At 35.5% G+C, this 22,709-nt stretch carries 24 protein-coding genes; 9 read left to right on the plus strand and 15 right to left on the minus strand.

Annotated elements, in window-relative coordinates; translation table 11 throughout:
* Window position 1: 1 nt before the first annotated feature.
* Window positions 2-976, plus strand: a complete 975-nt coding sequence (locus GWK10_RS10550; RefSeq protein ID WP_164032330.1) for a polyprenyl synthetase family protein — start codon at window positions 2-4, stop codon at window positions 974-976.
* Here GWK10_RS10550 and GWK10_RS10555 read toward each other — a convergent pair whose 3' ends face one another.
* From GWK10_RS10555 to GWK10_RS10565, 3 genes are read right to left on the minus strand one after another with little or no spacing between them, the layout of a single operon-like run.
* Complete coding sequence (locus GWK10_RS10555; RefSeq protein ID WP_164032331.1) at window positions 977-2,128, minus strand: lycopene cyclase family protein; 1,152 nt, start codon at window positions 2,126-2,128, stop codon at window positions 977-979. It lies immediately after the preceding gene.
* Window positions 2,129-2,797 carry a hypothetical protein gene (locus GWK10_RS10560; RefSeq protein WP_164032332.1) on the minus strand — a complete coding sequence of 223 codons (669 nt, stop codon included), beginning with the start codon at window positions 2,795-2,797 and terminating at the stop codon, window positions 2,129-2,131.
* Window positions 2,798-2,834: 37 nt separating this feature from the next.
* On the minus strand, window positions 2,835-5,168 hold the full coding sequence (locus GWK10_RS10565) for a TonB-dependent receptor (protein ID WP_164032333.1): 2,334 nt from the start codon (window positions 5,166-5,168) through the stop codon (window positions 2,835-2,837).
* Between the two features lie 101 nt (window positions 5,169-5,269).
* Here GWK10_RS10565 and GWK10_RS10570 point away from each other — a divergent pair, with 101 nt between their 5' ends.
* Complete coding sequence (locus tag GWK10_RS10570; RefSeq protein ID WP_164032334.1) at window positions 5,270-5,926, plus strand: metal-dependent transcriptional regulator; 657 nt, start codon at window positions 5,270-5,272, stop codon at window positions 5,924-5,926.
* Window positions 5,927-6,751, plus strand: coding sequence for a ZIP family metal transporter (locus tag GWK10_RS10575; protein ID WP_164032335.1), 825 nt, complete (start codon window positions 5,927-5,929; stop codon window positions 6,749-6,751).
* A 132-nt stretch (window positions 6,752-6,883) separates the two neighbouring features.
* Here GWK10_RS10575 and GWK10_RS10580 read toward each other — a convergent pair whose 3' ends face one another.
* From GWK10_RS10580 to pyrR, 8 genes are all read right to left on the minus strand, one after another.
* Window positions 6,884-7,243 carry a hypothetical protein gene (locus tag GWK10_RS10580; RefSeq protein ID WP_164032336.1) on the minus strand — a complete coding sequence of 120 codons (360 nt, stop codon included), beginning with the start codon at window positions 7,241-7,243 and terminating at the stop codon, window positions 6,884-6,886.
* A gap of 66 nt (window positions 7,244-7,309) precedes the next feature.
* On the minus strand, window positions 7,310-7,825 hold the full coding sequence (locus tag GWK10_RS10585) for a CAP domain-containing protein (RefSeq protein ID WP_164032337.1): 516 nt from the start codon (window positions 7,823-7,825) through the stop codon (window positions 7,310-7,312).
* Between the two features lie 317 nt (window positions 7,826-8,142).
* On the minus strand, window positions 8,143-8,790 hold the full coding sequence (gene pdxH / locus GWK10_RS10590) for a pyridoxamine 5'-phosphate oxidase (protein WP_164032338.1): 648 nt from the start codon (window positions 8,788-8,790) through the stop codon (window positions 8,143-8,145).
* A 5-nt stretch (window positions 8,791-8,795) separates the two neighbouring features.
* A complete protein-coding gene (locus tag GWK10_RS10595; protein ID WP_164032339.1) occupies window positions 8,796-9,701 on the minus strand; it encodes a ribonuclease Z in 906 nt (301 codons plus the stop codon).
* Window positions 9,701-10,180 carry a DUF3291 domain-containing protein gene (locus GWK10_RS10600; RefSeq protein WP_164032340.1) on the minus strand — a complete coding sequence of 160 codons (480 nt, stop codon included), beginning with the start codon at window positions 10,178-10,180 and terminating at the stop codon, window positions 9,701-9,703. The genes GWK10_RS10595 and GWK10_RS10600 overlap by 1 nt, the downstream gene beginning before the upstream one ends.
* Before the next feature lie 12 nt (window positions 10,181-10,192).
* Entirely contained in the window at window positions 10,193-10,525 is a 333-nt protein-coding gene (locus GWK10_RS10605) for a ribonuclease Z (RefSeq protein WP_164032341.1), read from the minus strand.
* Between the two features lie 3 nt (window positions 10,526-10,528).
* The gene (locus GWK10_RS10610) at window positions 10,529-11,458 is read right to left on the minus strand and encodes an aspartate carbamoyltransferase catalytic subunit (RefSeq protein WP_164032342.1); all 930 of its coding nucleotides are present in this window, start codon (window positions 11,456-11,458) and stop codon (window positions 10,529-10,531) included.
* A gap of 17 nt (window positions 11,459-11,475) precedes the next feature.
* A complete protein-coding gene (pyrR, locus tag GWK10_RS10615; RefSeq protein WP_164032343.1) occupies window positions 11,476-12,015 on the minus strand; it encodes a bifunctional pyr operon transcriptional regulator/uracil phosphoribosyltransferase PyrR in 540 nt (179 codons plus the stop codon).
* A 195-nt stretch (window positions 12,016-12,210) separates the two neighbouring features.
* Between pyrR and GWK10_RS10620 the strand changes: the two genes are divergently transcribed.
* The 6 genes from GWK10_RS10620 to GWK10_RS10645 all read left to right on the plus strand — a co-directional run bounded on the left by GWK10_RS10620 (window position 12,211) and on the right by GWK10_RS10645 (window position 17,263).
* Window positions 12,211-13,392, plus strand: coding sequence for a hypothetical protein (locus GWK10_RS10620; protein WP_164032344.1), 1,182 nt, complete (start codon window positions 12,211-12,213; stop codon window positions 13,390-13,392).
* 167 nt (window positions 13,393-13,559) lie between these two features.
* Window positions 13,560-15,503 carry a threonine--tRNA ligase gene (gene thrS / locus GWK10_RS10625; RefSeq protein ID WP_164032345.1) on the plus strand — a complete coding sequence of 648 codons (1,944 nt, stop codon included), beginning with the start codon at window positions 13,560-13,562 and terminating at the stop codon, window positions 15,501-15,503.
* 55 nt (window positions 15,504-15,558) lie between these two features.
* On the plus strand, window positions 15,559-16,071 hold the full coding sequence (gene infC / locus GWK10_RS10630; protein WP_317164686.1) for a translation initiation factor IF-3: 513 nt from the start codon (window positions 15,559-15,561) through the stop codon (window positions 16,069-16,071).
* A 35-nt stretch (window positions 16,072-16,106) separates the two neighbouring features.
* Window positions 16,107-16,304 (plus strand): 50S ribosomal protein L35, encoded by a 198-nt coding sequence (rpmI, locus tag GWK10_RS10635; RefSeq protein ID WP_164032346.1) that lies wholly within the window; start codon window positions 16,107-16,109, stop codon window positions 16,302-16,304.
* Between the two features lie 101 nt (window positions 16,305-16,405).
* A complete protein-coding gene (rplT, locus tag GWK10_RS10640; protein WP_164032347.1) occupies window positions 16,406-16,750 on the plus strand; it encodes a 50S ribosomal protein L20 in 345 nt (114 codons plus the stop codon).
* Window positions 16,751-16,852: 102 nt separating this feature from the next.
* Window positions 16,853-17,263: a hypothetical protein gene (locus tag GWK10_RS10645; protein ID WP_164032348.1), complete on the plus strand. Its 411-nt coding sequence runs from the start codon at window positions 16,853-16,855 to the stop codon at window positions 17,261-17,263.
* Between the two features lie 107 nt (window positions 17,264-17,370).
* On the opposite strand, the gene GWK10_RS10650 is transcribed toward GWK10_RS10645, so the two are convergent.
* The 4 genes from GWK10_RS10650 to GWK10_RS10665 all read right to left on the minus strand — a co-directional run bounded on the left by GWK10_RS10650 (window position 17,371) and on the right by GWK10_RS10665 (window position 22,661).
* The gene (locus tag GWK10_RS10650) at window positions 17,371-17,562 is read right to left on the minus strand and encodes a cold-shock protein (protein WP_164032349.1); all 192 of its coding nucleotides are present in this window, start codon (window positions 17,560-17,562) and stop codon (window positions 17,371-17,373) included.
* Between the two features lie 302 nt (window positions 17,563-17,864).
* The gene (locus GWK10_RS10655; protein WP_164032350.1) at window positions 17,865-19,787 is read right to left on the minus strand and encodes a thiol-activated cytolysin family protein; all 1,923 of its coding nucleotides are present in this window, start codon (window positions 19,785-19,787) and stop codon (window positions 17,865-17,867) included.
* 201 nt (window positions 19,788-19,988) lie between these two features.
* Entirely contained in the window at window positions 19,989-20,633 is a 645-nt protein-coding gene (locus GWK10_RS10660) for a response regulator (protein WP_164032351.1), read from the minus strand.
* Window positions 20,634-22,661: an ATP-binding protein gene (locus GWK10_RS10665; RefSeq protein WP_164032352.1), complete on the minus strand. Its 2,028-nt coding sequence runs from the start codon at window positions 22,659-22,661 to the stop codon at window positions 20,634-20,636. It lies immediately after the preceding gene.
* Window positions 22,662-22,709 lie beyond the last annotated feature (48 nt).

The raw sequence follows: 22,709 nt of genomic DNA on the forward strand, positions 1-22,709 counted from the left end.
TATGTTATCTATTGACGCATACCGGTCGGTGTTTGTAGAATTTCTAGAAAAGAATACTTATAACAATCAACCTAAAAACCTTTACAAGCCAATTAATTACATCTTAAAACTTGGAGGTAAACGGTTACGGCCCTTACTCACACTTATGACTACTGATATATTTTCAGGAGATCATAAAGATGCGCTAGAAGCTGCCCTTGCCATTGAGGTTTTTCATAATTTTTCTTTGGTCCACGATGATATAATGGATGATGCCCCCCTGCGAAGAGGACAGACTACCGTTCATGAAAAATGGGATTTAAATACAGGAATTCTTTCAGGTGATGCGATGCTAATTAGAGCATATCAGTATTTTGAAAATTACGATGATCCTATTTTTAGGCAGCTTGCAAAGTTATTTAGTAAGACCGCTATCGAAGTTTGCGAAGGTCAACAATATGATATAGACTTTGAGACTAGAGATGATGTAACTATCTCTGAGTATTTAAAAATGATTGAATACAAGACTTCGGTTCTAGTTGCAGCAGCAATGAAAATGGGAGCGATTATCGCGAAGGCCGATGAAACAGATCAAGACCATATTTACGAGTTTGGTCGAAACTTAGGAATTGCTTTTCAATTGCAAGATGATTATCTAGATGCATTTGGCGATCCCAAAACGTTTGGAAAACAAGTTGGTGGTGACATTATAGAGAATAAAAAGACATATCTATACCTAAAGGCTCTTGAGCATGCCAGCAAAGAGCAAGCGAACCAACTTACAGATCTATTCTCTATTCAGCCAGCCTCTAGCGACGAGAAGGTTGCAATAGTCAAACAACTTTTTGAAGAGACTGGTGCCTCCAATGACACTAAACAAGCTATTAAAGATTATACCGAAAGTGCTTTTACAGTCCTTAATGACTTGAACATTAGTTCAGAGAAAAAGGCATTACTAAGAACATTTGGTGAAGGTTTAATGAACCGGACAGTTTAGCTAAAAAAGTCGCTTAAAAAAGGTCTCAAAAAATGGGAATGAAGTCAGACTAAACATTATACGAAGCTCTTCAAAAAAATGTGTCTGTTCATCTAGAAAGCGTAAAATTTGCCTAGGAGCGTTTCGTTTAAACATTCGGGTAAAAATCAATCCGCCTTTATGATTATACTTGGTCAAAACATCTAAAAACCACAGATCGTAATACCAAAACCTTGTTTTTTTATTGTAGGTTGTAAAGTCTAATGATTCATTTATCCGTGGTACTAGTTCCTTGGTCTTACGACTTATCATACTAAATGTAAATCCCGTACTTGCCTTAGTCCAACCACCAGCAGTACCAATATTTAGTATGTTTCTCGTATTTGTTGAAAACGGAGCGACAGTCATTGGTATTGAGCCTTGCTCCTTTTCTGCTATACGATACTCTTTAACACCAAGTTCGTTTAAATACTCCTTAATGGCATTTTCATATTCAGATTTATCCAATATATGTTCTGAAAACAAGGTATACTCCAACAATGCTTTTTTTGATGTCTCCGGCAACACATACATAAATCGCGTATTCCCATTTTGCTGCAGATCGAAATCCATAAAAGTTGCCGTATCTGCATTAAAAACTGACTTTTCCGTCTCAACAAACCAGCCAATAAAGTGCTGTTGTAAAACAGGGTATTTTTCTTGTTTGGTGATGGTGTTCCAATCAAAAATACTATTGAATACTTTTACACTTTTATAGGAACTAACATCAGTTATAATAGAAACATGAGAATGCTCATCTTTTATAGATTGAATGGATTCATATTTGATAGTGACATTACTATAAGTTGACAACGATGAAAGCATCATCTCATAGAAATCAATTCCTTTAATCATTTTATAAGAAAAAGGTGATAACCTAAAAGAATTGCTGTATCCTTTTCCTTTAAATAAACAGCTATCCCATTTTTTAGTAATGATAGTATCCCATTCTCCTTCTCCCTCTTCCCAAAAACACCAAGTACGATCGTTGGTGTTTTTAAGGTTCTTATCAATTAGCAAAAATTGTTTTGTATTGAAATCGCCTGATTGCAACATTCTATATGCCAACATTAAGCCAGCAGCGCCTGCTCCTGCAAAGATATAGTTATACGTTGCCGACTCACCTACTTCCATCTAATTAGAGTAGGTAATTACAGGAATGCGAATAGTCTCTTTCTTAAAGGCAATATCTTCAACTATAGCTATAATCTCAATTGCAATGTGAATACCGTATAAATTATCAGGATTATTTAAGGCTAAGAAAACCGCATTTCGCGATTTCTTTTTGACGGTTACAATACCTGATTTATAATTCTCTCGTGAACTACTTAGATCATATGCGAAGTCATCTTTATCCTTAAAGAGCAAAGCATTCGATTCATCAACCACATAAATATCACAAATATTAGCCCCAGGAGGCGCATTCAAACTACTCACAGATTGTTGCAATGATGACTTTTTCTCAATAAAAGACGACAGTTCTCCTGCAAGATTAAAAGTTTTTAAAGTATTGGTAATCTGCTCCTCATCGCGAGAAGCTGAAAACACATAGTACCACTCTTTCGTATTGTTTGGAATATTTACCGGCAGTAAAACTCGATTTTTACCGCCTTTCACTAGTGCATTGCTTCTGCTATTCAAGTAAAATTTATCTTTTTGAATGGATTGTGTTTGTAAAATAGCGACCGATTTCATCACTGTAGTTTGGTAGGCATAAGTGGTGTCAATCTTTCTTTTTTTCTGAGCTACTGAGACCATGGTTACAAAAGAAAAAACAACAATTAGTGAGGAAGATAAATTCATATAACTACGTACTTTTCTCAAAAGTAAGAAAAGCAATTTATAAATCAGTGCCTATTTTTAAGCCTACAAAATAAGTCCTTGGGCGTGAAGGACCATAAATGTAATTTGCATCTCGATCTGCACCGAGATCAAAATCAAATTGATAGCTATTAAATACATTTTGCATTCCCGCACTTAGCTGTATTTTATATGAATCATCAATATCAAATGTATATGATGATTTAAAATTTAATTCAAAAAAATCCTTTGTGAATTCCAGTCGGTCTTGCTGAATAAACCCCGCGATATGTGGCACATACATGCGACCAGTATAAACAGCGGATAGATTATGCTGAAACTTCTTTGTCGGGGCAAAAGTGACAACAAAATTGCCGTACAAATTGGGTGATTTAAAAAACTGATCTGCATTTTCTAAATCGATATCTTGGTCGTCGCTCCAGCGAATGGCTTCATCATAAATAGATTGTTGAATAGTACCACCAAGTTGCATCGTCCATTTTTCATTCGGCGCATACTTTGCTTCCATATTAACGCCATATACATTTGCGCCTGTACTATTCTTTTTAATATAGATAAATTGATTTTCTGACACGTCGAGACCAAGAGCCGCCAACTCTTCGTCAGTTGCTTGCTCCGACACAAAAGGATCTTGTAATCGCGTATAAAAGGCCTCTATTGTAAGTCCAACCTCAGAAAACTGAGTAGTTTTAGACCAGTCAGCCGATGCTAAAAAGCTATGTGATGTTTCCGATTTTAAATTAGGCGCAAAACGAACAAAAGATACTTCACCAGCTGCCAAGGTTGCGTGTAAATCTTCAGTAAAAAATTGAGCAGCCCTAAAACCTTTTGCATAACTGGTACGCAACTGTAAATTATCGTTCACATCATACAAAACATTAAGTCTTGGATTTATATTTACCGCTTCATCTGTAATATTATGGATATCAACTCTCACACCACCAAGTAGCTTTAATCGCTCGTTTAACTGCCATTCCTGTTGGGAGTATAAACCATAAATGCGGACTGTTTGATCAACAAAGGCGTTAAAACCTGGTTTTGCATCTTGAGTTAAATTGTATTTAAATTCAATTCCACCAGTAAAAACACCTGAACCACCTAAAAACTTATCTTGATTTCTGGAAAATTGTCCTCCCGCAACCCATACATTGTCTTCAGAGGTTCCGAAACCGATAACCTCACCTTGCTGAGCAATTAGATCTTCACCCCCGCCGTAATAATTTTGATTATTTGAAAGTTGCGTACTTACATATAGGGAATATCGGTTTTTGAGTAATTTATCGAATAACTCATATGTCAGACCAACTCCAGTCACTTTACTATCGATCTGCTCGGTAATTTCCGACTCAAAAGGCTGTAAATTTAACTGATCGCCACCACGTCGGAATTCATTAATATGATGAAAATCTAACGAAACCTTACTTTGGTCATCCGGTTTGTAATAGGTTTTAAAACCCAGCGTAGTATTCTCCATGGTCGTGATCTCAGTGAAACCATCGTATTGATAATCAAAAGGATTTCGATCTCTATATAAACCAAAAAAAGTAATTCCTGCTTTGTTGTTGTCAGAAACAACAGTACCGTTAAGCGTCAATGACCTATCGGGAGCTATGCCATTAATAAACGCCAGATTACTACCTAGTTGAAAAGAATCTTCTAAGGCTTCTTTGGTGATTACATTAATGGTTCCAGCTATGGCATTCGACCCATACAAGGCCGAGCCACCACCGCGCACTACTTCAATACGATCAATTATATTGGCGGGGATTTGATCGAGCCCGTACACACCATTCAGTGCGCTAAAGATGGGGCGACTATCTATTAATATTTGTGAATAAGCTCCATTGAGGCCATTCATACGTACTTGAGCAAAACCACAGTTTTGACAATTAGTTTCCATACGCAAACCAGGCTGAAAATTCAACCCTTCAGATAAACTAATAGACTGAGTTGCGTTAAATATTTTTTCGTCAGTAATCGTAACAATAACTGGGGCTTCTTTCCTGTTTTGCAAACCCCTAGTTGCAGATACTACTACTTGATTTAAACCAAGTACTTCTTCTTTTAATTCAAAGTTAAAAGTTAGTTTTTCGTGCTTCTTAATTGTAAATTCCTGTTCTATTTGTTTAAAACCAATGGTACGCACAAGCAGCGTAAATGTACCCACGCCGACTTTTAGTTCATACTCACCTTTATTGTTAGTGGTGGTTCCGATATCCGTTCCTTCTACATAAACGCTTACATAAGGTACGGGTTCATCGTTGTGTGTGATTGTTCCATTCAAGAATCCACCATCATGTGAAAACAATTTGGACATAAAAAGTAGAAAAAAGACAACAATAAAAATTCTCATATTCAATTTTGAAGTGCAAAAATAGCTTTATTTTTAGATTAATCTAAAAAACAAATTACCAAAGCTTAAAAAAATGATATATTTGTTAAAATTTTGAGACCATGTTCACGCATTCAGAAGAAAATTATCTAAAAGCTATTTATCATTTAAGTCAGCAACAGGAAGGTGGAGTAAGCACAAACTCAATTGCTGACAAAATGGAAACGAAAGCTTCATCAGTAACTGATATGATTAAAAAACTAGCGGAGAAACAACTTGTTGATTATGTGAAGTATCAGGGTGTTACTTTAACCAAAAAAGGTGAAAAAGTGGCGATTAAAATTGTTCGGAAGCATCGTTTGTGGGAAGTTTTTTTAGTAGAAAAATTGAATTTCACCTGGGATGAAGTACATGATGTAGCAGAACAGTTGGAACATATTAAATCGGAAAAACTAACCGCTGAGCTTGATGCATTTTTAGAATACCCAACCGAAGATCCGCATGGAGACCCAATACCAGACAAGGATGGGCTGATAAAGAAATCGAAGCGCGTAACCCTATCTGAAATTGAAGTTGATGAACGTTGTTTTTGCGTTGGTGTTCATGATTCTTCTTCAGATTTTCTTCAATACCTAGACAATCACAACATTCGACTGGGAAAGAAAATGAAGGTAATCTCCAAAGAAGCATTTGATGGTACCATGGTAGTACGGCTTAAAAAGAAAGAACTCCCTTTATCTAGTAGAATAACCAATAATTTATACGTAAAGAAAATTTAAATGTTTGATCAGATTGTAACATATTTAGAAGGAATTGATCCCATTTTGGCAGCACTTTATGCTTCTTTATTTACATGGATTTTAACCGCTACCGGAGCAAGTCTTGTTTTTCTTTTTAAAGGAATGAATAGAGCATTGCTAGATGGTATGCTAGGGTTTACAGGCGGTGTAATGGTAGCAGCAAGTTTTTGGAGTCTGCTCGCACCAGGAATTGAAATGAGTCCTGGCGAAGGTTTTGTAAAAGTAATGCCCGCGGCAATAGGTTTTGGACTTGGAGCATTTTTTATTTTTGGCTTGGACAAAGTACTACCGCATTTACATATCAATTTTAGACAAGAAGAAGCTGAAGGTATTAAAACTCCTTGGCATAGAACCACTTTATTAGTACTTGCTATCACATTACATAATATTCCTGAAGGTCTTGCTGTAGGAGTACTATTTGGAGGTGTTGCAGCTGGGTTACCCGAAGCTTCGATTGCTGGAGCCGTAGTATTAGCAATGGGAATTGGTATACAAAATTTTCCTGAAGGCTTAGCTGTTTCAATGCCGATGAGAAGACAAGGCGCTTCTAAGTTCAAAAGCTTTTGGTACGGACAATTATCAGCAATTGTAGAACCAATTGCAGCGGTAATTGGCGCAGTTGCAGTAACGTTTTTCACTCCTATCTTGCCGTATGCGCTGGCTTTTGCTGCTGGAGCTATGATATTTGTAGTGATTGAAGAAGTAATACCAGAAACACAACGTGATAAATATACAGATATCGCGACTATGGGATTTATCGGGGGATTTATCGTCATGATGAGTTTAGATGTTGCTTTAGGATAACTCATAAAACAATAAAAATTAAAAAGACCTAGCTAAAATTGACTAGGCCTCTTTGATTTATAAACTATTCCCTTTCTCATAGTTTACTAAAAATCATATTTAGAATTTTAATAACTATTCTGTGCGTTGTGCTTACGGAATCACCGCTGCGTGCTGATCGAATCCTTGGTGTAAGTAATCTTCAGTACTGAAATTGAATTCAATTACTTCCTCTTCTTCGATATTTACTTCCTTTTTAACCTCGCTATCCTTTTCTATTAGAAATGGATCAAAATTTTTCGGTAGATATTTTTTTGCATTAAAACCAAGAGTTACAACTTCCTCTTGGGTAAAATAGAACACCTTTTGAGTGCTGTCTTGTCCATTTTTTTTTAACTCTATAACCTCTAAGACATCTTGAAAAGTGATTTCTCCTGTACTAGTGGGCTTTCCCGATCCTATAATTATGACTCCTGCAATAATTAATAAGATGAATAAGGCTACTTTTCTCATGTTAATGGCTCTCTATTTAGTACTTAGTATAGTTTTCTTATTGTTAATCGTTAAGCGCTATCTCAATTATAGTTTAGAAAAAATAGTAGTATAGTAATACTTTCCGTTCGTATCTTTTTTAGCTGAGATACCAATGTGAGTAAAATCATCTTCTAAAACTGTTCGGTGGCTATCACTGTTAATCCATGCAGTTACTACTCCTTGCGCGCTATTATAGTTAGCTCCTACATTCTCGGCAACATCATCAGCACCCAACGTATTTTTAATATAAGTAGCTCTGGCTCCAAAATTTTTATGCGAGGCAGCTCCGTCTTTTATCATTGTATCGGAATGTTCATCAGCTTTTTCCGTAATTACATCTTGCAGCACTAGGACTGAAAGACCAAGATTGGATCTAAATTGATTGATTCGTTCTTGAATCTCTTTTTCAATACTTGTATACGAAACAACGACTTTAACATTGGAATGTTCTGTATTGCTAATACTTAAACCGTCAGTTTCATTCTCGATAGAATCGACCGAACAAGAACTAAGAAAGCATAGTAAAAATAGAGCAGCGACTTGAGGGAATACTGATTTCAAAACATTATTTTAACGATTAAGTGTCAAATATATCGATGAAAAATCAATGTAATCATAATTAAATGTTAAAATAAAGATTATTAACATTTAATATCGATGAAATACATAAAAAATAAGAAAAGTAAATCAAAAAAACTATTTTAACGAAGATAGTGGGGCTTTGAAACTGATTTTTAAAGTTTTAATCATATATTTTTTCGAACCCATTTTGCATCCGCTATTGTAGAATAGTCAGAACGGATAATTTAAAATGAACGAGTGTATTTTATTCTCGAAGTTCTAATGCGATTTGGATACTGAAGATTGAATACCCTAGACTATGGGGCAAGTCGCTCCATAACCCAATTGAAATCGGAATCTAGTTTGTAGCGCAATCTATCATGTAGTCGGTTTGCGCGGCCTTGCCAAAATTCCATTTCGACTGGGCGCACCAAATATCCGCCCCAATAATCGGGTCGTTCGATAGATTTACTTTCGTATTCAGCTTCTAAGGCTTTTAGTTTGTCTTCTAAATACTTCCGTGAAGGTATTACTTGACTTTGGTCAGAAACAATCGCTCCTAACCTACTACCTTCTGGTCGAGATTCGAAATATCCATCGGATTTATTAGGTGCAATCTTTTCAGCTTTTCCTTTGATAATAATTTGTCTTTCTGCTGAATGCCAAAAAAATGAGATACAAATATTGGAGTTCGCGGCTATTGCTTTTCCCTTTTCACTTTCATAGTTAGTATAAAAAATGAATCCTTCGTGTGTATATTCTTTTAAAAGAACTACCCTAGTTTTTGGGAAACCATCTAAGCCTATTGTCGAAACTGACATAGCATTTACCTCATCAACAACCTCCATCTGCTCTACTTCATAAAACCAGCTTTGGAATAGCTGCATTGGATTGTTGGGAACTGAATTTTCTGACAATTCGCTTTTCTCGTATGATTTTCGGTAATCGCCTAGGTTCTTATTCATTTCAATTAAAATTCAAACACTTTACCATCTTCAGCAAGCTCCACATTTTTAAAAATGGTCTGCGCTTCATCCTTAAATACATCAATGCTTCCGTATCTGGTAGAATAGTGTCCTAAAATTAATGTTTTCACATCAGCTTTGACAGCAATCTTTGCAGCTTCTTTTGCTGTTGAATGTTTTGTCTTATCTGTCAAATGTTGATGCTCATCTAAAAAAGTAGATTCATGATACAGAACTGTTACGCCATTTAACTGTGGTACATTATCTACCTTATATACAGTATCACTACAAAAAGCATATGATTTTGGTGATGTAGGATCGAAAGTAAGTTGTTCATTCGGAATCACGCGACCATCTTCTAAAGTGATATCATCTCCATTTTTAATTTTTTGATAATAGGCTCGGCTAATATCAAAATCCTCAACAGCTTTAATATTTAAATTTCGCTCGTTCGGTTTCTCTTGAAATAAAAAGCCATTGGTATAGACGCGATGTGTTAATGGAATAGTTGTTACCGTGACTTTATCATCTTCATAGATTAATTCTGGCTCATCACTCTCTAATTCAACAAAACGAAGCTTAAAATTTGTCCAAGATTCTGATAACTTCAATTGAAGAATAATGGCTTGCTTAATTCCTTTAGGCCCGTAGATTGTGAGATCAGCTTCCCGACCTAACAGTCTAAATGTTGAGATTAGACCAATCAACCCATAAAAGTGATCTCCGTGTAAATGAGATATAAAAATGTTTTTAATACGCGCAAACTTGATTTTGTTTTTACGCAATTGCACCTGAGTTCCCTCTCCACAATCAATGAGAAATAAATTTCCTTTTATCTCCAAAACCTGAGATGTAGGATTATTGAATGTTCGTGGTGTAGCTGAGTAGCAACCTAGAACGATTAACTTCATTATACAGTTGTGTTAGGTTGATATGCAACAGCCTCTTCGGCAGTAAACTCATGTTTAAACCCAAAAGCATAGGGTGTTGCTCCATGTGTATTATAATAGCTTAAACGGTCTTTAGCTTCTTGTGGGGTCGGAAAATGGCCTTTAGGAACGTACCAAAGCGCCATATGCATGTTTTTCATGTTCGAAAACCACTCCGTTTTTCGCTTTAATATTTCAACATGCATACTTTTATATACATAGTCAAATAAGGTTTGTCTGTTTTCCCAAACTGACATATTGATGATAAGAAATTCGTCATCAAAAACACGGACGGCCATCGCATTGCCCTCTTCATCTTTTAAACGCCAAACAAAACCATTACTTTTTTCTGCTAAAGCATTAATCCTATCTAAATTTGCAACGAAATCAGCCATAATTGGATCATCCATAGGCGCCAACATTTGTGCAATATTTACTTGGGCGAGGTGAAATTCATTCATACTGTAAACAGACTAAAAGCCAAGATCCCGTTCAATCTCATCCATCTCGACTAAGTCGTGTGCCTCTTGGGCCGTAGGAACAACTACTAAATCATCGGACACGGTTGTATAATCAATCTTCGACGCTACGATAACAAAAGAATGTTTTGCTGCACGATGCTTTCTAGAAAGTAATAGGAATTCGTTTAAGTCGTTATTCGTTAATCCTTCAATGGAGAATAAATTGACGATAATATTATTATGAGAAAACGAATCGTACTGCTTGGTCATTCGTTGTACCATATCGACCACACTAGCACGTTCTCTGGTGATAATTGTGGTATTTCCTTTAGTATCGATTATCATAGCTTACTGTTTTATTTTTGATGCCAACAAGTAGATAACTGCCATGCGGATTGCTACACCATTTTCTACCTGATCTAAAATAATAGCCTGTTTTGAATCGGCTACGTCACTTGTAATCTCTACTCCTCTATTTATTGGTCCTGGGTGCATGATCACAATTTCCTTATCAAGCGAATTGAGTAATTGCTTGTTAACGCCAAACTGCTGTCTGTACTCCCGTGTCGATGGAAAATAACTTACCTCCATTCGTTCATTCTGCACGCGAAGCATATTGGCTACGTCACACCAGTTAAGCGCTTTTTCAAGATTTGGCTCTACGGTTACTCCTAAACTTTCAATATGCTTAGGTATTAATGTTAGTGGTCCGCAAACCTTTACCTTTGCCCCTAACTTATTCAGTGCAAAGATATTACTTAAAGCTACACGACTGTGTAAAATATCACCAACAATCACTACTTTTTTTCCAGCGACATCTCCTAATCGTTCTCTAATAGAATATGAATCTAATAATGCCTGCGTCGGATGTTCATGAGCACCATCACCAGCGTTAATAATACTTGCATTTACGTGCTTTGATAAAAAGACACCAGCACCCGGGTTAGGATGACGCATTACCACCATATCAACTTTCATCGAAAGGATATTGTTAACCGTATCAACTAAAGTTTCTCCTTTTTTTACAGAGGATGAAGCCGCTGAGAAATTTACCACATCAGCCGATAATCTTTTTTCAGCGAGTTCAAAGGATAATCGTGTTCGAGTGCTGTTTTCAAAAAATAAATTGGCAATGGTAATATCTCGTAATGAAGGTACTTTTTTAATTGGGCGATTAATCACTTCTTTAAAATGATCGGCAGTTTCAAAAATGAGATCAATATCTGATTTTTGAAGATATTTTATTCCTAGCAAATGAGATACACTTAACTCACCCATTGGTTGTATTTAGTTATTTAGGTATTAATTACATAAACGGCATCTTCACCTTCATTCTCAAGCCAACTCACCTTTACTTTTTCATTATTAATAGCATCTACCTGTCGCCCTCTATAATTAGGCTGTATTGGTAAATGCCTACTAAAACGTCTGTCTATTAGCGTCAATAATTCTATATTAGTCGGTCTCCCAAAAGATTGTATCGCTGTTAAGGCTGCACGAATACTTCTGCCTGTATACAGCACATCGTCAATAAAAACTACATTTTTATCTTCTACTACAAAATCGATATCCGTCTTATTCGCCTCAAGAATCTTTTCGCCTCTTCTAAAATCGTCACGATAAAAGGTAATATCTAAATTTCCTTTTTGAATATTGGGAATTTTGTATTCCTCTTCTAGAATTTTAATAAGTCTATCTGCTAAAAAAATCCCTCTAGGTTGAATACCTATTAATACGGTTTTCGAGAAATCCTTATGATTTTCAATAAGTTGACAGGCCAGTCGATGTAGAATGATGTTTACTTCTTTTGCAGTAAGTAACACTTTATGGTTCATAGTGTGCAGTGAAAACCCTTTGATGGTGTAAAAATAATCATTTTTTCACCTCTATTTATCGCAATATGTGAAAAGCATACCTAAACAACACAAATTAACCATTTATCCATTGTAAATCAGTAAATAAGGAATAAATTTGCCCACTTTTAAAACGAAAACATATTTCCAATTATACCATAATTTTTTCCAACATTAATGGATTCATTTAGCTCTTTAAATTTTGCGCTTTTAATATCGCTGTACATCTCTATAGCATTTTTTGTTTCGCTAATATTTAAACTTCGTACTAAACTTGGCATAGGGATATTGTTTGCAGGAATTGGTGCTTTTCAGTTCTTACAAACCTACTTGACAAATACAATACAAATTCAAATCGACTCATTTTTGACAATTTCCCCTGGCACAATTCTATTTAACGCCAGTCTATTTGCAGTTTTGATCTTATTTGTAAAGGAAGGAGCGGCAAGAGCACGATCACTGCTTTATGCACTGCTAATTACCAATTTATTTTTATGCGCTATTCAATACTTTATAGGCCTTTCATTTCCAGAAAGCCCAATGGCAAATTTATTCAACACGGATAGTATTGCCATTGGAATAAAGACCTTTAGCCTAGGAACAATTCTATTATTTCTAGATGGGCTTCTTGTTTTCTTTCTATACAATCAAATATCGAGAAAGCTAAATGGTTTTTTTAAGAAAGCGGTCATAATTATGACCTTGGTATTCTTTTTTGATGCATTTGTATTTTTAACTGTTATTCAGGGAGTTGAATTGAACAGTAATTTCCTGAACTCAACTATACTAAAAGCCTTCCTTTCTTCTTTGATTTATTCAGTGCTTTTTGCACTTTACCTCAAATTCTTTGAAAAATCAAAATTTGTAAAAGGTAATAGTTATTCTTTAAGTACTTATTTTTCCTTTTTACTATATCGTGGTGAATTAGAAAATATTCAGAAAAAACTCGCACATCAAGAAAAGGTATTCTCAGATGAATTAGTAGCGTCAGAAACTAGATTTCAATTAGCAAGTGAACTAGCAAATCTTGGATACTGGCAATTTAATGCTCAAAATAAAGTGTTTTTACTGAATGATCAGCTATTAAAAATTTACAGAACACCACTAGAAAGTATCGGTAGTTATCTATTATCAATAAAGGATTATATCGATCAATTTATTCCTAAAGAAGAGCAAGCCGCTTTTATTTCTAAACTAGATTCAATTGACTTTGGTCAAGCGCCGTCAAGATCAGAAATTAAGCACAAAGTAGCTTTTGGAGATGGCAGTCAAGGGTATGTTATTACTGTTATTCTTACTGAAAAAGATTCTAGTACTAATGAAATAAAAGTGCACGGAATAACCCGAGCAACTAGGTAATTTCAGCACTTACTTTTCGAGGGCTATAACCACATTTCGAAACCAAAAGCAATCTGCATTTGTCTTTCTGTATTTTACTAAATGTAAACATACATATTTATGTGCTTTGATTTTTGTCTACATTTTGAATCAATGTATCTTTGCGCTCTTAAATAAGATTACAAATTATGATCAACATCACACTACCCGATGGTTCGGTTAGAAGTTTTGAAGCGGGAATTACTCCAATGGGAGTGGCACAAGATATTAGTGAGGGCTTTGCAAGAAATGTCATTTCAGCGACCTTTAATACTACTAAAGTTGAAACCACCACCCCTTTACAAACCGATGGTGATCTTACACTTTATACTTGGCGAGATAAAGAAGGCAAAGAAGCCTTTTGGCATAGTAGCTCTCACGTTCTAGCCCAAGCACTGGAGGAGTTATATCCTGGCGTGAAACTAACGATTGGTCCAGCCATCGATAATGGTTTTTATTATGATGTAGATTTAGGCGATAATGTAATATCTGATAAAGATTTTAAAAAAATCGAAGATAAGATGTTAGAAATCGCTCGCGGTAAACACGATTTTAAAATGCGAGCGGTCACTAAAACCGAAGCATTGGATTTCTACAAATCTCAGAATAATGAATTCAAGGTTGAACTGATCCAGAATTTAGAAGATGGTACAATTACCTTCTGCGATCATGACTCATTTACAGATTTATGTCGTGGTGGACATATTCCAAATACAGGAATCATCAAAGCAGTGAAAATAATGAGCGTTGCTGGTGCATACTGGCGTGGTGATGAAAACAAGCCGCAGCTAACACGTGTTTATGGTACTTCATTCCCAAAACAAAAAGAGCTTAAGGAATATCTCGAGCTTATTGAGGAAGCAAAGAAACGAGATCACAGAAAATTAGGAAAGGAATTAGAGTTATTTACGTTTTCTCAAAAAGTGGGTCAAGGCTTACCTCTTTGGTTACCTAAAGGCGCTGCTTTGCGCGAACGTTTAGAGAACTTTTTAAAAGCAGCACAGAAAAAAGCTGGCTACGAAATGGTAGTATCTCCACATATTGGTTCTAAAGAACTGTATGTGACTTCGGGGCATTATGCTAAATATGGTGAAGATAGTTTTCAGCCAATTACCACACCCAAAGATGATGAAGAGTTTTTGCTAAAGCCTATGAACTGTCCGCATCACTGCGAGATATACAATAGCAAACCTTTTAGTTATAAGGACCTACCAAAACGTTTTGCTGAGTTTGGTACCGTTTACCGTTATGAGCAGAGTGGCGAACTACACGGATTAAGTCGTGTTCGAGGTTTCACGCAGGATGATGCGCATATATTTTGTATGCCAGATCAATTAGATCAGGAATTTAAAAATGTAATCGATCTGTCACTTTACGTATTAGGTTCCTTAGGCTTTGAAACCTTTACAGCTCAAGTATCAGTTCGCGATCCTGAAAATCCCGATAAATATATTGGTGATGTTGAAAATTGGGAAAAAGCTGAAAATGCCATTTTAAACGCGGTAAAAGACAAAGGCTTAGATTATGTAATTGAAGAGGGGGAAGCAGCTTTTTATGGTCCCAAGTTAGATTTTATGGTGAAGGATGCGCTAGGTAGAAGTTGGCAATTGGGTACAATTCAAGTGGATTATAATCTACCAGAACGTTTTGATCTCACTTACAAAGGAAGTGATAATGAACTACACCGACCAGTGATGATACACCGTGCTCCTTTTGGAAGTATGGAACGCTTTATAGCCTTGCTTTTAGAGCATACTGGGGGTAATTTCCCTTTATGGTTAAATCCTGAGCAAGTCATGATATTGAGTATCAGCGAAAAATATGAGAAATATGCTGAAAATGTTTTAAATTTATTAGAAAATCACGAAATTCGCGCCCTTGTAGATAATCGTAATGAGACGATCGGCAAAAAAATTAGAGAAGCCGAGATGAAAAAGTACCCCTACATGATCATCGTGGGAGAACAAGAAGCTGAGAAAGGTACTATTTCAGTGAGAAAACATGGGCAGCAAGACCTAGGATCAATTACCATCGAACAATTTGCCGATTTGGTAAAAAGTGAGATAAATAGTACTTTAAAGCAGTTTAACTAAAAAATAGTAAGTCATAGCAATACGTAGAAGAAGAAGTAGAGGTCCGGCAAGGATCATAAAAGAAGACCAACACCGAATAAACCGAAAAATTCGCGAAGACGAGGTAAGACTTGTTGGAGAGAATGTTGAAATTGGAGTATATCCGATAGCAAAAGCATTAGCTATAGCTGAAGAGCAGGAACTTGATCTGGTTGAAATTTCGCCAAATGCAAAACCTCCTGTTTGTAAGGTAATGGATTATAAAAAGTTTCTTTACGAACAAAAGAAACGAGATAAAGCCTTAAAATCAAAGGCAACCAAAGTGACCATTAAGGAAATTAGATTTGGACCTAATACCGATGATCACGATTATGAGTTTAAAAAGAAACATGCTGAGAAGTTCTTAAAAGAAGGTGCCAAGTTAAAAGCATACGTTTTCTTTAAAGGACGTTCCATCATATATAAAGATCAAGGTGAGATCTTATTACTTAGACTAGCTCAAGAGTTAGAAGAGCTAGGAAAAGTAGAACAAATGCCGAAATTGGAAGGAAAGCGTATGATTATGTTCATCGCACCTAAGAAGAAATAAATAGAATAACGAAGACCGATAAATTTTAGGAAGTAATGCCGAAAATGAAAACAAAATCCAGTGCTAAGAAGCGTTTTAAGCTTACCGGTACTGGTAAAATTAAGAGAAAGCACGCTTTTAAGAGTCACATTTTGACGAAAAAATCGAAAAAGCGTAAGCTAGCGTTAACACACAGTACTTTAGTACACGAAAGTGATGTTGACAATATTAAGACGCAATTACGTTTAAAGTAATTTAAACAGCGTCAGGTTAAAATTAGTTATAAACCTTGGAGTTAGGCCATTTAAAATGAGCAAGTGTCAGTTGACCGCCTACTACAAAAAAATTTAAAATTATGCCAAGATCAGTTAATTCTGTTGCGAAGAGAGCAAGAAGAAAAAAAGTTCTTAAGCAAGCAAAAGGTTACTTCGGAAGACGTAAGAACGTTTGGACAGTAGCAAAAAATGCGGTAGAGAAAGCAATGTCTTACTCATACCGTGACCGTAGAAACAAAAAGAGAACATTCCGCGCACTTTGGATCACCCGTATTAATGCAGGTGCCCGTTTACACGGTATGTCATACTCACAATTCATGGGTAAAGTAAAAGCTAATAATATCGAATTAAACCGTAAGGTTTTAGCCGATTTAGCAATGAACCACCCAGAGGCTTTTAAAGCCGTTGTTGATAAGGTAAAATAAGGCGTTAAGCCATTAATTAATAAAGTCTTCGTTAAAAAATCCTGACTCGTATGAGTTGGGATTTTTTGTTTTTATATCTTTCTTTTCAGCAAATGTGCAATCATGAAAAAATTAATACTCCTATCTAGCATTACGTTAGTGGTAAGTTTGTTAGCAGCTTATTTCCTAATTGCTATTTTAAATTCGTCTGGTTTTAATATCTCGGTTATTGCTGTCATTGTAAATGAAATAACCACTTCAGCATTGGCAAAATTGCTTTTCACGTCCTTGTTATATTTCTCCTTGCTAATCATTTTACCATTTTTAAGTACAGAAATCACACGATGGCTTGGACTTAAAAAAAGTGATTTTTGGAAACTTTTTATAAGTCTTGAGTTATTGGTTTTGGCTTTCTCTTATCTTTCAACACCACCAGATATGACATCGACTATTCTCATGTTTGCAGTATGTCAATTAATTGTTATTGTAAATATCATCGCATTCTGGAAAACTTTAAATCAGAAAAAAGCATAGAAGTTATTGAGTGTGAATTAGAATTATAGGATGTCAACCTTTTTAAACTAGGACAAAAAAAGCCCCAACATCTGTCAGGGCTTTCATTGAAAATATAAAGATAAGTCTTAGATAACTTTTACGTTTACTGCGTTTAATCCTTTGTTTCCTTCTTTAAGGTCAAATGTAACCTCGTCACCTTCTCTAATCTCATCGATTAATCCTGAAATGTGTACGAAGTGATCTTTTTCAACTCCTTCTTCAGTGATGAAACCAAATCCTTTGGTGTCGTTGAAAAATTTTACTGTTCCTTTACTCATTGTACTTTAATTTAATGTATTAATATTTAATAGTTTGCAAAGATGATGCCATTAATTTTAATACTGGTCATTTATTTCTTTTATTTTCTTGATAAGACTAAAACACTAGATACTGTAAACCTCTAAAACTTCAATTTTTTCATCTTATCGAAACGTATCTATAATACAAAAAAGCCCTAACTACTCCTTGTCAGGGCTCTTTAATAAATAGTATGGTAATTATCCCCCAATAATTACCACACTATTTTAAATTCAAATAATCAACTCTTTAAGTGAGGGGTAATATGGGTAGTTTAGGGTTTTTAGTTTACAAAATAGGGGCCATTAAATGTATTTGGCTGAGTCTGAATAATCATTTGATCTCCTTCCCAGTTAAAGTATATAACTTCTAATGTGGTTGGCCCAAATTGAACCTTTGTAGTAGCACCAACACTTTCAAAAAAGTCGACTCCAAATATTGTCTTAGGGGCATCGATATCAGACCAGACATAACGATCAAGAGTTCTATCAAAGTTTAGCGCAATTGTACTTTTACCATCATTTGAAAAATAACGTTGAGTAGCATCTTCACTATATTGAATAGCGGCATCAATACCATCATTTGCAAAAGGAAATGAAGTCACTGGGTTAATGGTAGTAGCATAATAGGTACTCGCTTCAAAAAATTTGGGGGATCCATCAGTATTTCTCTCTATAGTACCAATTGGATTATTTGGTGAAGAAAGAATAGAACTTGTAGAGTCGTAATTAAATTTTAAAAATTTAGTCCCATCCATATTGAATAAATGGATTCTATCTTCCCCCCAGCGAACTGCTGCGCCAATAGGTCCCGTCGATATATGATTCGAGGTTATTGCCCCCTCCCAGTCACTAACATCCCAAATACGTGGTGCTTCTCCGCTGCCTACATTATAATAGGCGTATTTATCACCTGTTTTATTGTACATTACAATAATCTTACCGGTTAATTGAAAAGCAGCGCCAATTCCGTCTTCAAAAAGATCAACCAATGGTCTATATACATCTGGAGGTAAAATACCTTTTACTTCACAGCTTACGATATCATATTCAGTAGCTAATTTTGTACCTACAACAATGTCAGGACGTTCTACACTTCTAACCACGTATGACAGAGGTAGGCCTGCTCTAATATCTGTACTTGCTCCTATTTTATTAGCAATTGCAGCTATAGATGTTTCTCCAAGAAGTTGAAAAGAACCCTCTGCATCACCACCATAGGCAATTGATTTAATTTTTACTTCTTTTAATGAATTAAAAGTCTCCACATCTAAGGAGCCAGAACCGTTTATGGCAGCAGCATCGTATGTTACTTTTAAACTTGCTTGCATTTCTTCACGACTTGAGGTTGATTCTATGAGCATATAAAATATACGACCATACGTAACTGAAGAAATAAAGGTCGCAGGGTTATCGGCTTGTACAAATGTTTCAAGCTGTTCTGGTGTTACGTTATCTCCAAATATTTCATCGAGACTCGTTGGTAAATCAAAACTCATCGTATAATACGACTGATTTACTTTCACCAAGGTTCTGTTATATTCTTTTTCGGTACTAAATGACATATTTCCTTCCACTTTTGTGGTAAATGTTTCTACTTCAATACCCATCTCTAATGCCATTTGGCTTTCTGATTCAATTTGTATTATATCTACCTGAAAATTAGCCGGGACTACCTCACCAGCATTTGCGATGATATTGTTCATTCCATTCTGAATTGAACTTTTTTTAACTTCGTCTACCGTAAACGTAGAATTTGTATTCCCGTTATTGAGGTCATATGAGATTGTTCCACCTGCCCGCCCAACAACAATTGGTTTTGGTGTTGCGTCGGTTAAGGTTTTTCCTTGTAATAAATTTCCAGGAAAAACGACATCGGCATTACTATTAAATAACGGAAATTGTCCATTACCATCTAGTACACTCACTGTTTCAGTAACACAAACAGATCGCTCTGTGACTTCTCCGCCTTCTTCATCTTCTCTTTCATAATCCTCATTCATAGGAGCTGATGTGGCAATCGTTTCCATCGTTCTAGATTCAGGGAAAGGCTCGAATTCGCCCCCTGCAGCAAATACTTGCGCAAATGTAAGCCCCTCAGTTACATCCGGTTCTTCTTCCGCTACTGGTGGTTCTTCAGTTACTTCGTCTTTGCTGCATCCCGCAAGTAAAAAAAGACACAACAAAAATAACATTGATTTTTTCATTTTAAATAGTTTTAGTGATTAGTACTTTTAGTTATTAAAACTTCACCAACAAGCTTTGAAAACGAGATACTCCTAAAACTTTGAGAAAGCGTAATCATCTATTGCTAGTTTAATGACCGCAAGCTATTTAAAGTGTATATGTTGTGAAATACGTAGCAATGTATCATTATACGTAGGGCTACGTAGAGAGGAAGAAATTGTTTAAATGGTAGCGAGAAATTCCTTGTGCTCTTTTGTCCAAACAACAAGAGAATCCGTTTGCGGAGCTAAGTCTAATTTGGCTATAATATTAGCCCGATGTTTTTCCACCGTGCGACTAGAGATACTTAATTGCTCACCTATTTCTTTTGATGATTTTCCTTGAGCGACCAAACGTACAATGGTTCGTTCTGACGGTGACAGCAATTTAATTTTTTGTAGTTGGGGCCGAATTTCATTGTCAACAACATCATTAAAAACCGAACTAAAATATGGGATGCCTTTACTAACACTTTGTATGCACTTATGCAACTCAATAAAAGGCTCATCTTTTATCATATAGCCCGATATATTTAATGATTGTGCCTTATGAATAAAGCCGCGTTCTTTATGCGAGGTGAGGATGATGAATTTGGTCTCTATATTTTTTTCTTTACATTTTTTGACGACCTCAAAACCACTTAGCATTGGCATTTCTACATCTAGCAAGGCAATAGTTGGATTTAACACCATTATCTTTTCTAAGGCATTGGCACCATTTTCTGCCTTACCGACGACATTGTAATTAAATTCTTTTAGCTCATCGACCAATCCTTTTAATAACATTGGGTGATCATCTGCCACGAAAATAGTTATGCCGTTACTCATCTATACAGGAATTTTGACTAATATGGTTGTACCTACTTCTTTTTTGCTCTGAATGGAAAGATGACCTTTTAAAATACGAACCCGCTCTGCCATGGTTTTTAAACCCAGACTATTTTGAAGTACCTCTTTAGTAGTTTGAAATCCGCGTCCATTATCTTTTATAAGCACTTCAATATTCTTTTGCTGCTTAACAATGTTTACAATTATGGTTTTAGCATTAGCATGTTTCAATACATTATTTACTGATTCTTGAATAAACCTGTAAAAATTAAGTGTTTCTGTTTCATTAAAGTTTTGATTGATATCCTCTACTTCCACAGAAAAAAACATATCACTTTCTCCATCTAAATCAAATAACAGCTGTTCTATACTCGCTGCTAAGCCTAATTGTTTCAATGTTGCCGGATACAAGTCTCTTGAAATACTCCTAACTTCTTCTAAAGCGGTATTGGCTAGTACCGAAAGTTCTGTTTGATCTAAATTTTGTGCTTTCTTCTTTATAAAGGTTAACTGCTGTCCTACACTATCATGCAAATCTTTTGACACGCGCGTGCGCTCATTTTCCTGAGCCTCGATTAAGCCTTGTGTAAAATACTCTTGTTGTTTTATATCCCTTTTAGCTTTTTGTCGCGATTTAAATACTAAAATGAAACCAAATACTGCTAAAAAACCAGCACCGCCAAACCATAATAATTGGGTTTTCAATTTATTTTGAGTATCTAAAAGTGTAATGTTCTTTTTTTGTGATGCAATCTGAGCTTCGTTCTGCTCGGTTTTATAAATGGTAGTAAGTTCTCGAACTTGTTGCTGATTCTCTTGGACAGATAAGGAATCGTTTAATTTCTGAAAATCCATATAGAATTGTAATGCTTTTTCAATTTCACCTTGCTCTTGTGCTATTATAGCCAGCGTTTGATTGGCATCTTTCTGCCCTTCTAAATATTCAATAGTTTGAGAGATTTTAAGCGCATTTGTAGCATAATCAGTTGCTTCACTATATTCATTGCGTTTTATATAGGTTTTGGAAATTGCATTGTGAATTTTAGCTCTATCTTTAAAATTTGAATTTAGATCATAATTCTGTAGAGCCTCTTTCTGGTACTCCAAGGCTTTGGTGTAGTCTTTTATTTCGTAATAGGTGTTCCCTAGTTGAAATTGTATCGGACGAATTTTTTTCTTATTCTTATTATTTTTATGGTACTCTAGGGCTACTTGAAAATAATCTAGTGCTTTATCATAGTCTTTTAACCGACTATAATTACTCCCCTTTTTTCTCGAGATAATTGACAATAAATCAGTATTATCGATGTTTTTTACTATAGGAAAGGCTTCATTAAGATAATCGAGTGATTTATTATGATCTCCTTGTTTATATAAGATATTAGATAAGGATATATATACTGCAGCTGTTCCTGCTGGATTATTTATTGCTTTATAAAGCTCAGCGGCTGTAAGGTAATACTCTATGGATTTTTTGTGATGCGCCATTCTACTATAGGAAACTCCAATATTCTGTATAGATTTTGCCCAAGCTAGAGAATCTTTCATAGTTTTGAATATGTCTCCAGCTTTTTCAAAACTCAGTATTGCAGCAGTATAATCATCTTTCAAGTTTTGTACAGCACCAATTTGGTTTAATGCAGATGCCTGGCCCCATGCATGCCCTAGCTCTTCATTAATTTCTAGCGCTTTTTGAAAATTGATTAGTGCTTCATCATAATCTTTTTGATAGTAATCTACAATTCCTAAACAATTATAGGCTCCAGCAACACCTCGTTTTGCATCGGCCCTTATAGCTAAACTTAAGGCATTGTTAATGTATTGCTTTGCAAGTTTAGGATTTGAACGCCCAAACTGAATACCCAAATCATTATAAGCTTTTACTTTTATAGTATCTTCTACCTTTTCTTGTTGGATAAGTTGTTTTAGGCTGTCTACTATTTGTTTGTTTTGGGCATGTAAAAAATTTACATTTAGAAAAAGAAAAAAAGACACCCAAAGTGTTTTGAATACAGGTTTAACAATCATATAAAGTGTAATAAAGTCAATACAATCTTTTTTTGTAAACCAGTATTC

The sequence above is a fragment of the Spongiivirga citrea genome, assembly GCF_010671565.1.
GTDB classification, from domain to species: Bacteria; Bacteroidota; Bacteroidia; order Flavobacteriales; family Flavobacteriaceae; genus Spongiivirga; species Spongiivirga citrea.

Coding starts and splice junctions, on each gene's coding strand:
- GWK10_RS10570 (WP_164032334.1), top strand. CDS start 5,270: ATGTTCACGCATTCAGAAGAAAATTATCTAAAAGCTATTTATCATTTA.
- GWK10_RS10660 (WP_164032351.1), bottom strand. CDS start 20,633: ATGAGTAACGGCATAACTATTTTCGTGGCAGATGATCACCCAATGTTA.
- GWK10_RS10610 (WP_164032342.1), bottom strand. CDS start 11,458: ATGGGTGAGTTAAGTGTATCTCATTTGCTAGGAATAAAATATCTTCAA.
- GWK10_RS10575 (WP_164032335.1), top strand. CDS start 5,927: ATGTTTGATCAGATTGTAACATATTTAGAAGGAATTGATCCCATTTTG.
- GWK10_RS10605 (WP_164032341.1), bottom strand. CDS start 10,525: ATGATAATCGATACTAAAGGAAATACCACAATTATCACCAGAGAACGT.
- GWK10_RS10650 (WP_164032349.1), bottom strand. CDS start 17,562: ATGAGTAAAGGAACAGTAAAATTTTTCAACGACACCAAAGGATTTGGT.
- rplT (WP_164032347.1), top strand. CDS start 16,406: ATGCCAAGATCAGTTAATTCTGTTGCGAAGAGAGCAAGAAGAAAAAAA.
- GWK10_RS10565 (WP_164032333.1), bottom strand. CDS start 5,168: ATGAGAATTTTTATTGTTGTCTTTTTTCTACTTTTTATGTCCAAATTG.
- pyrR (WP_164032343.1), bottom strand. CDS start 12,015: ATGAACCATAAAGTGTTACTTACTGCAAAAGAAGTAAACATCATTCTA.
- GWK10_RS10620 (WP_164032344.1), top strand. CDS start 12,211: ATGGATTCATTTAGCTCTTTAAATTTTGCGCTTTTAATATCGCTGTAC.
- GWK10_RS10555 (WP_164032331.1), bottom strand. CDS start 2,128: ATGGAAGTAGGTGAGTCGGCAACGTATAACTATATCTTTGCAGGAGCA.
- GWK10_RS10665 (WP_164032352.1), bottom strand. CDS start 22,661: ATGATTGTTAAACCTGTATTCAAAACACTTTGGGTGTCTTTTTTTCTT.
- pdxH (WP_164032338.1), bottom strand. CDS start 8,790: ATGAATAAGAACCTAGGCGATTACCGAAAATCATACGAGAAAAGCGAA.
- GWK10_RS10645 (WP_164032348.1), top strand. CDS start 16,853: ATGAAAAAATTAATACTCCTATCTAGCATTACGTTAGTGGTAAGTTTG.
- thrS (WP_164032345.1), top strand. CDS start 13,560: ATGATCAACATCACACTACCCGATGGTTCGGTTAGAAGTTTTGAAGCG.
- rpmI (WP_164032346.1), top strand. CDS start 16,107: ATGCCGAAAATGAAAACAAAATCCAGTGCTAAGAAGCGTTTTAAGCTT.
- GWK10_RS10655 (WP_164032350.1), bottom strand. CDS start 19,787: ATGAAAAAATCAATGTTATTTTTGTTGTGTCTTTTTTTACTTGCGGGA.
- GWK10_RS10560 (WP_164032332.1), bottom strand. CDS start 2,797: ATGAATTTATCTTCCTCACTAATTGTTGTTTTTTCTTTTGTAACCATG.
- GWK10_RS10580 (WP_164032336.1), bottom strand. CDS start 7,243: ATGAGAAAAGTAGCCTTATTCATCTTATTAATTATTGCAGGAGTCATA.
- GWK10_RS10550 (WP_164032330.1), top strand. CDS start 2: ATGTTATCTATTGACGCATACCGGTCGGTGTTTGTAGAATTTCTAGAA.
- GWK10_RS10600 (WP_164032340.1), bottom strand. CDS start 10,180: ATGAATGAATTTCACCTCGCCCAAGTAAATATTGCACAAATGTTGGCG.
- GWK10_RS10595 (WP_164032339.1), bottom strand. CDS start 9,701: ATGAAGTTAATCGTTCTAGGTTGCTACTCAGCTACACCACGAACATTC.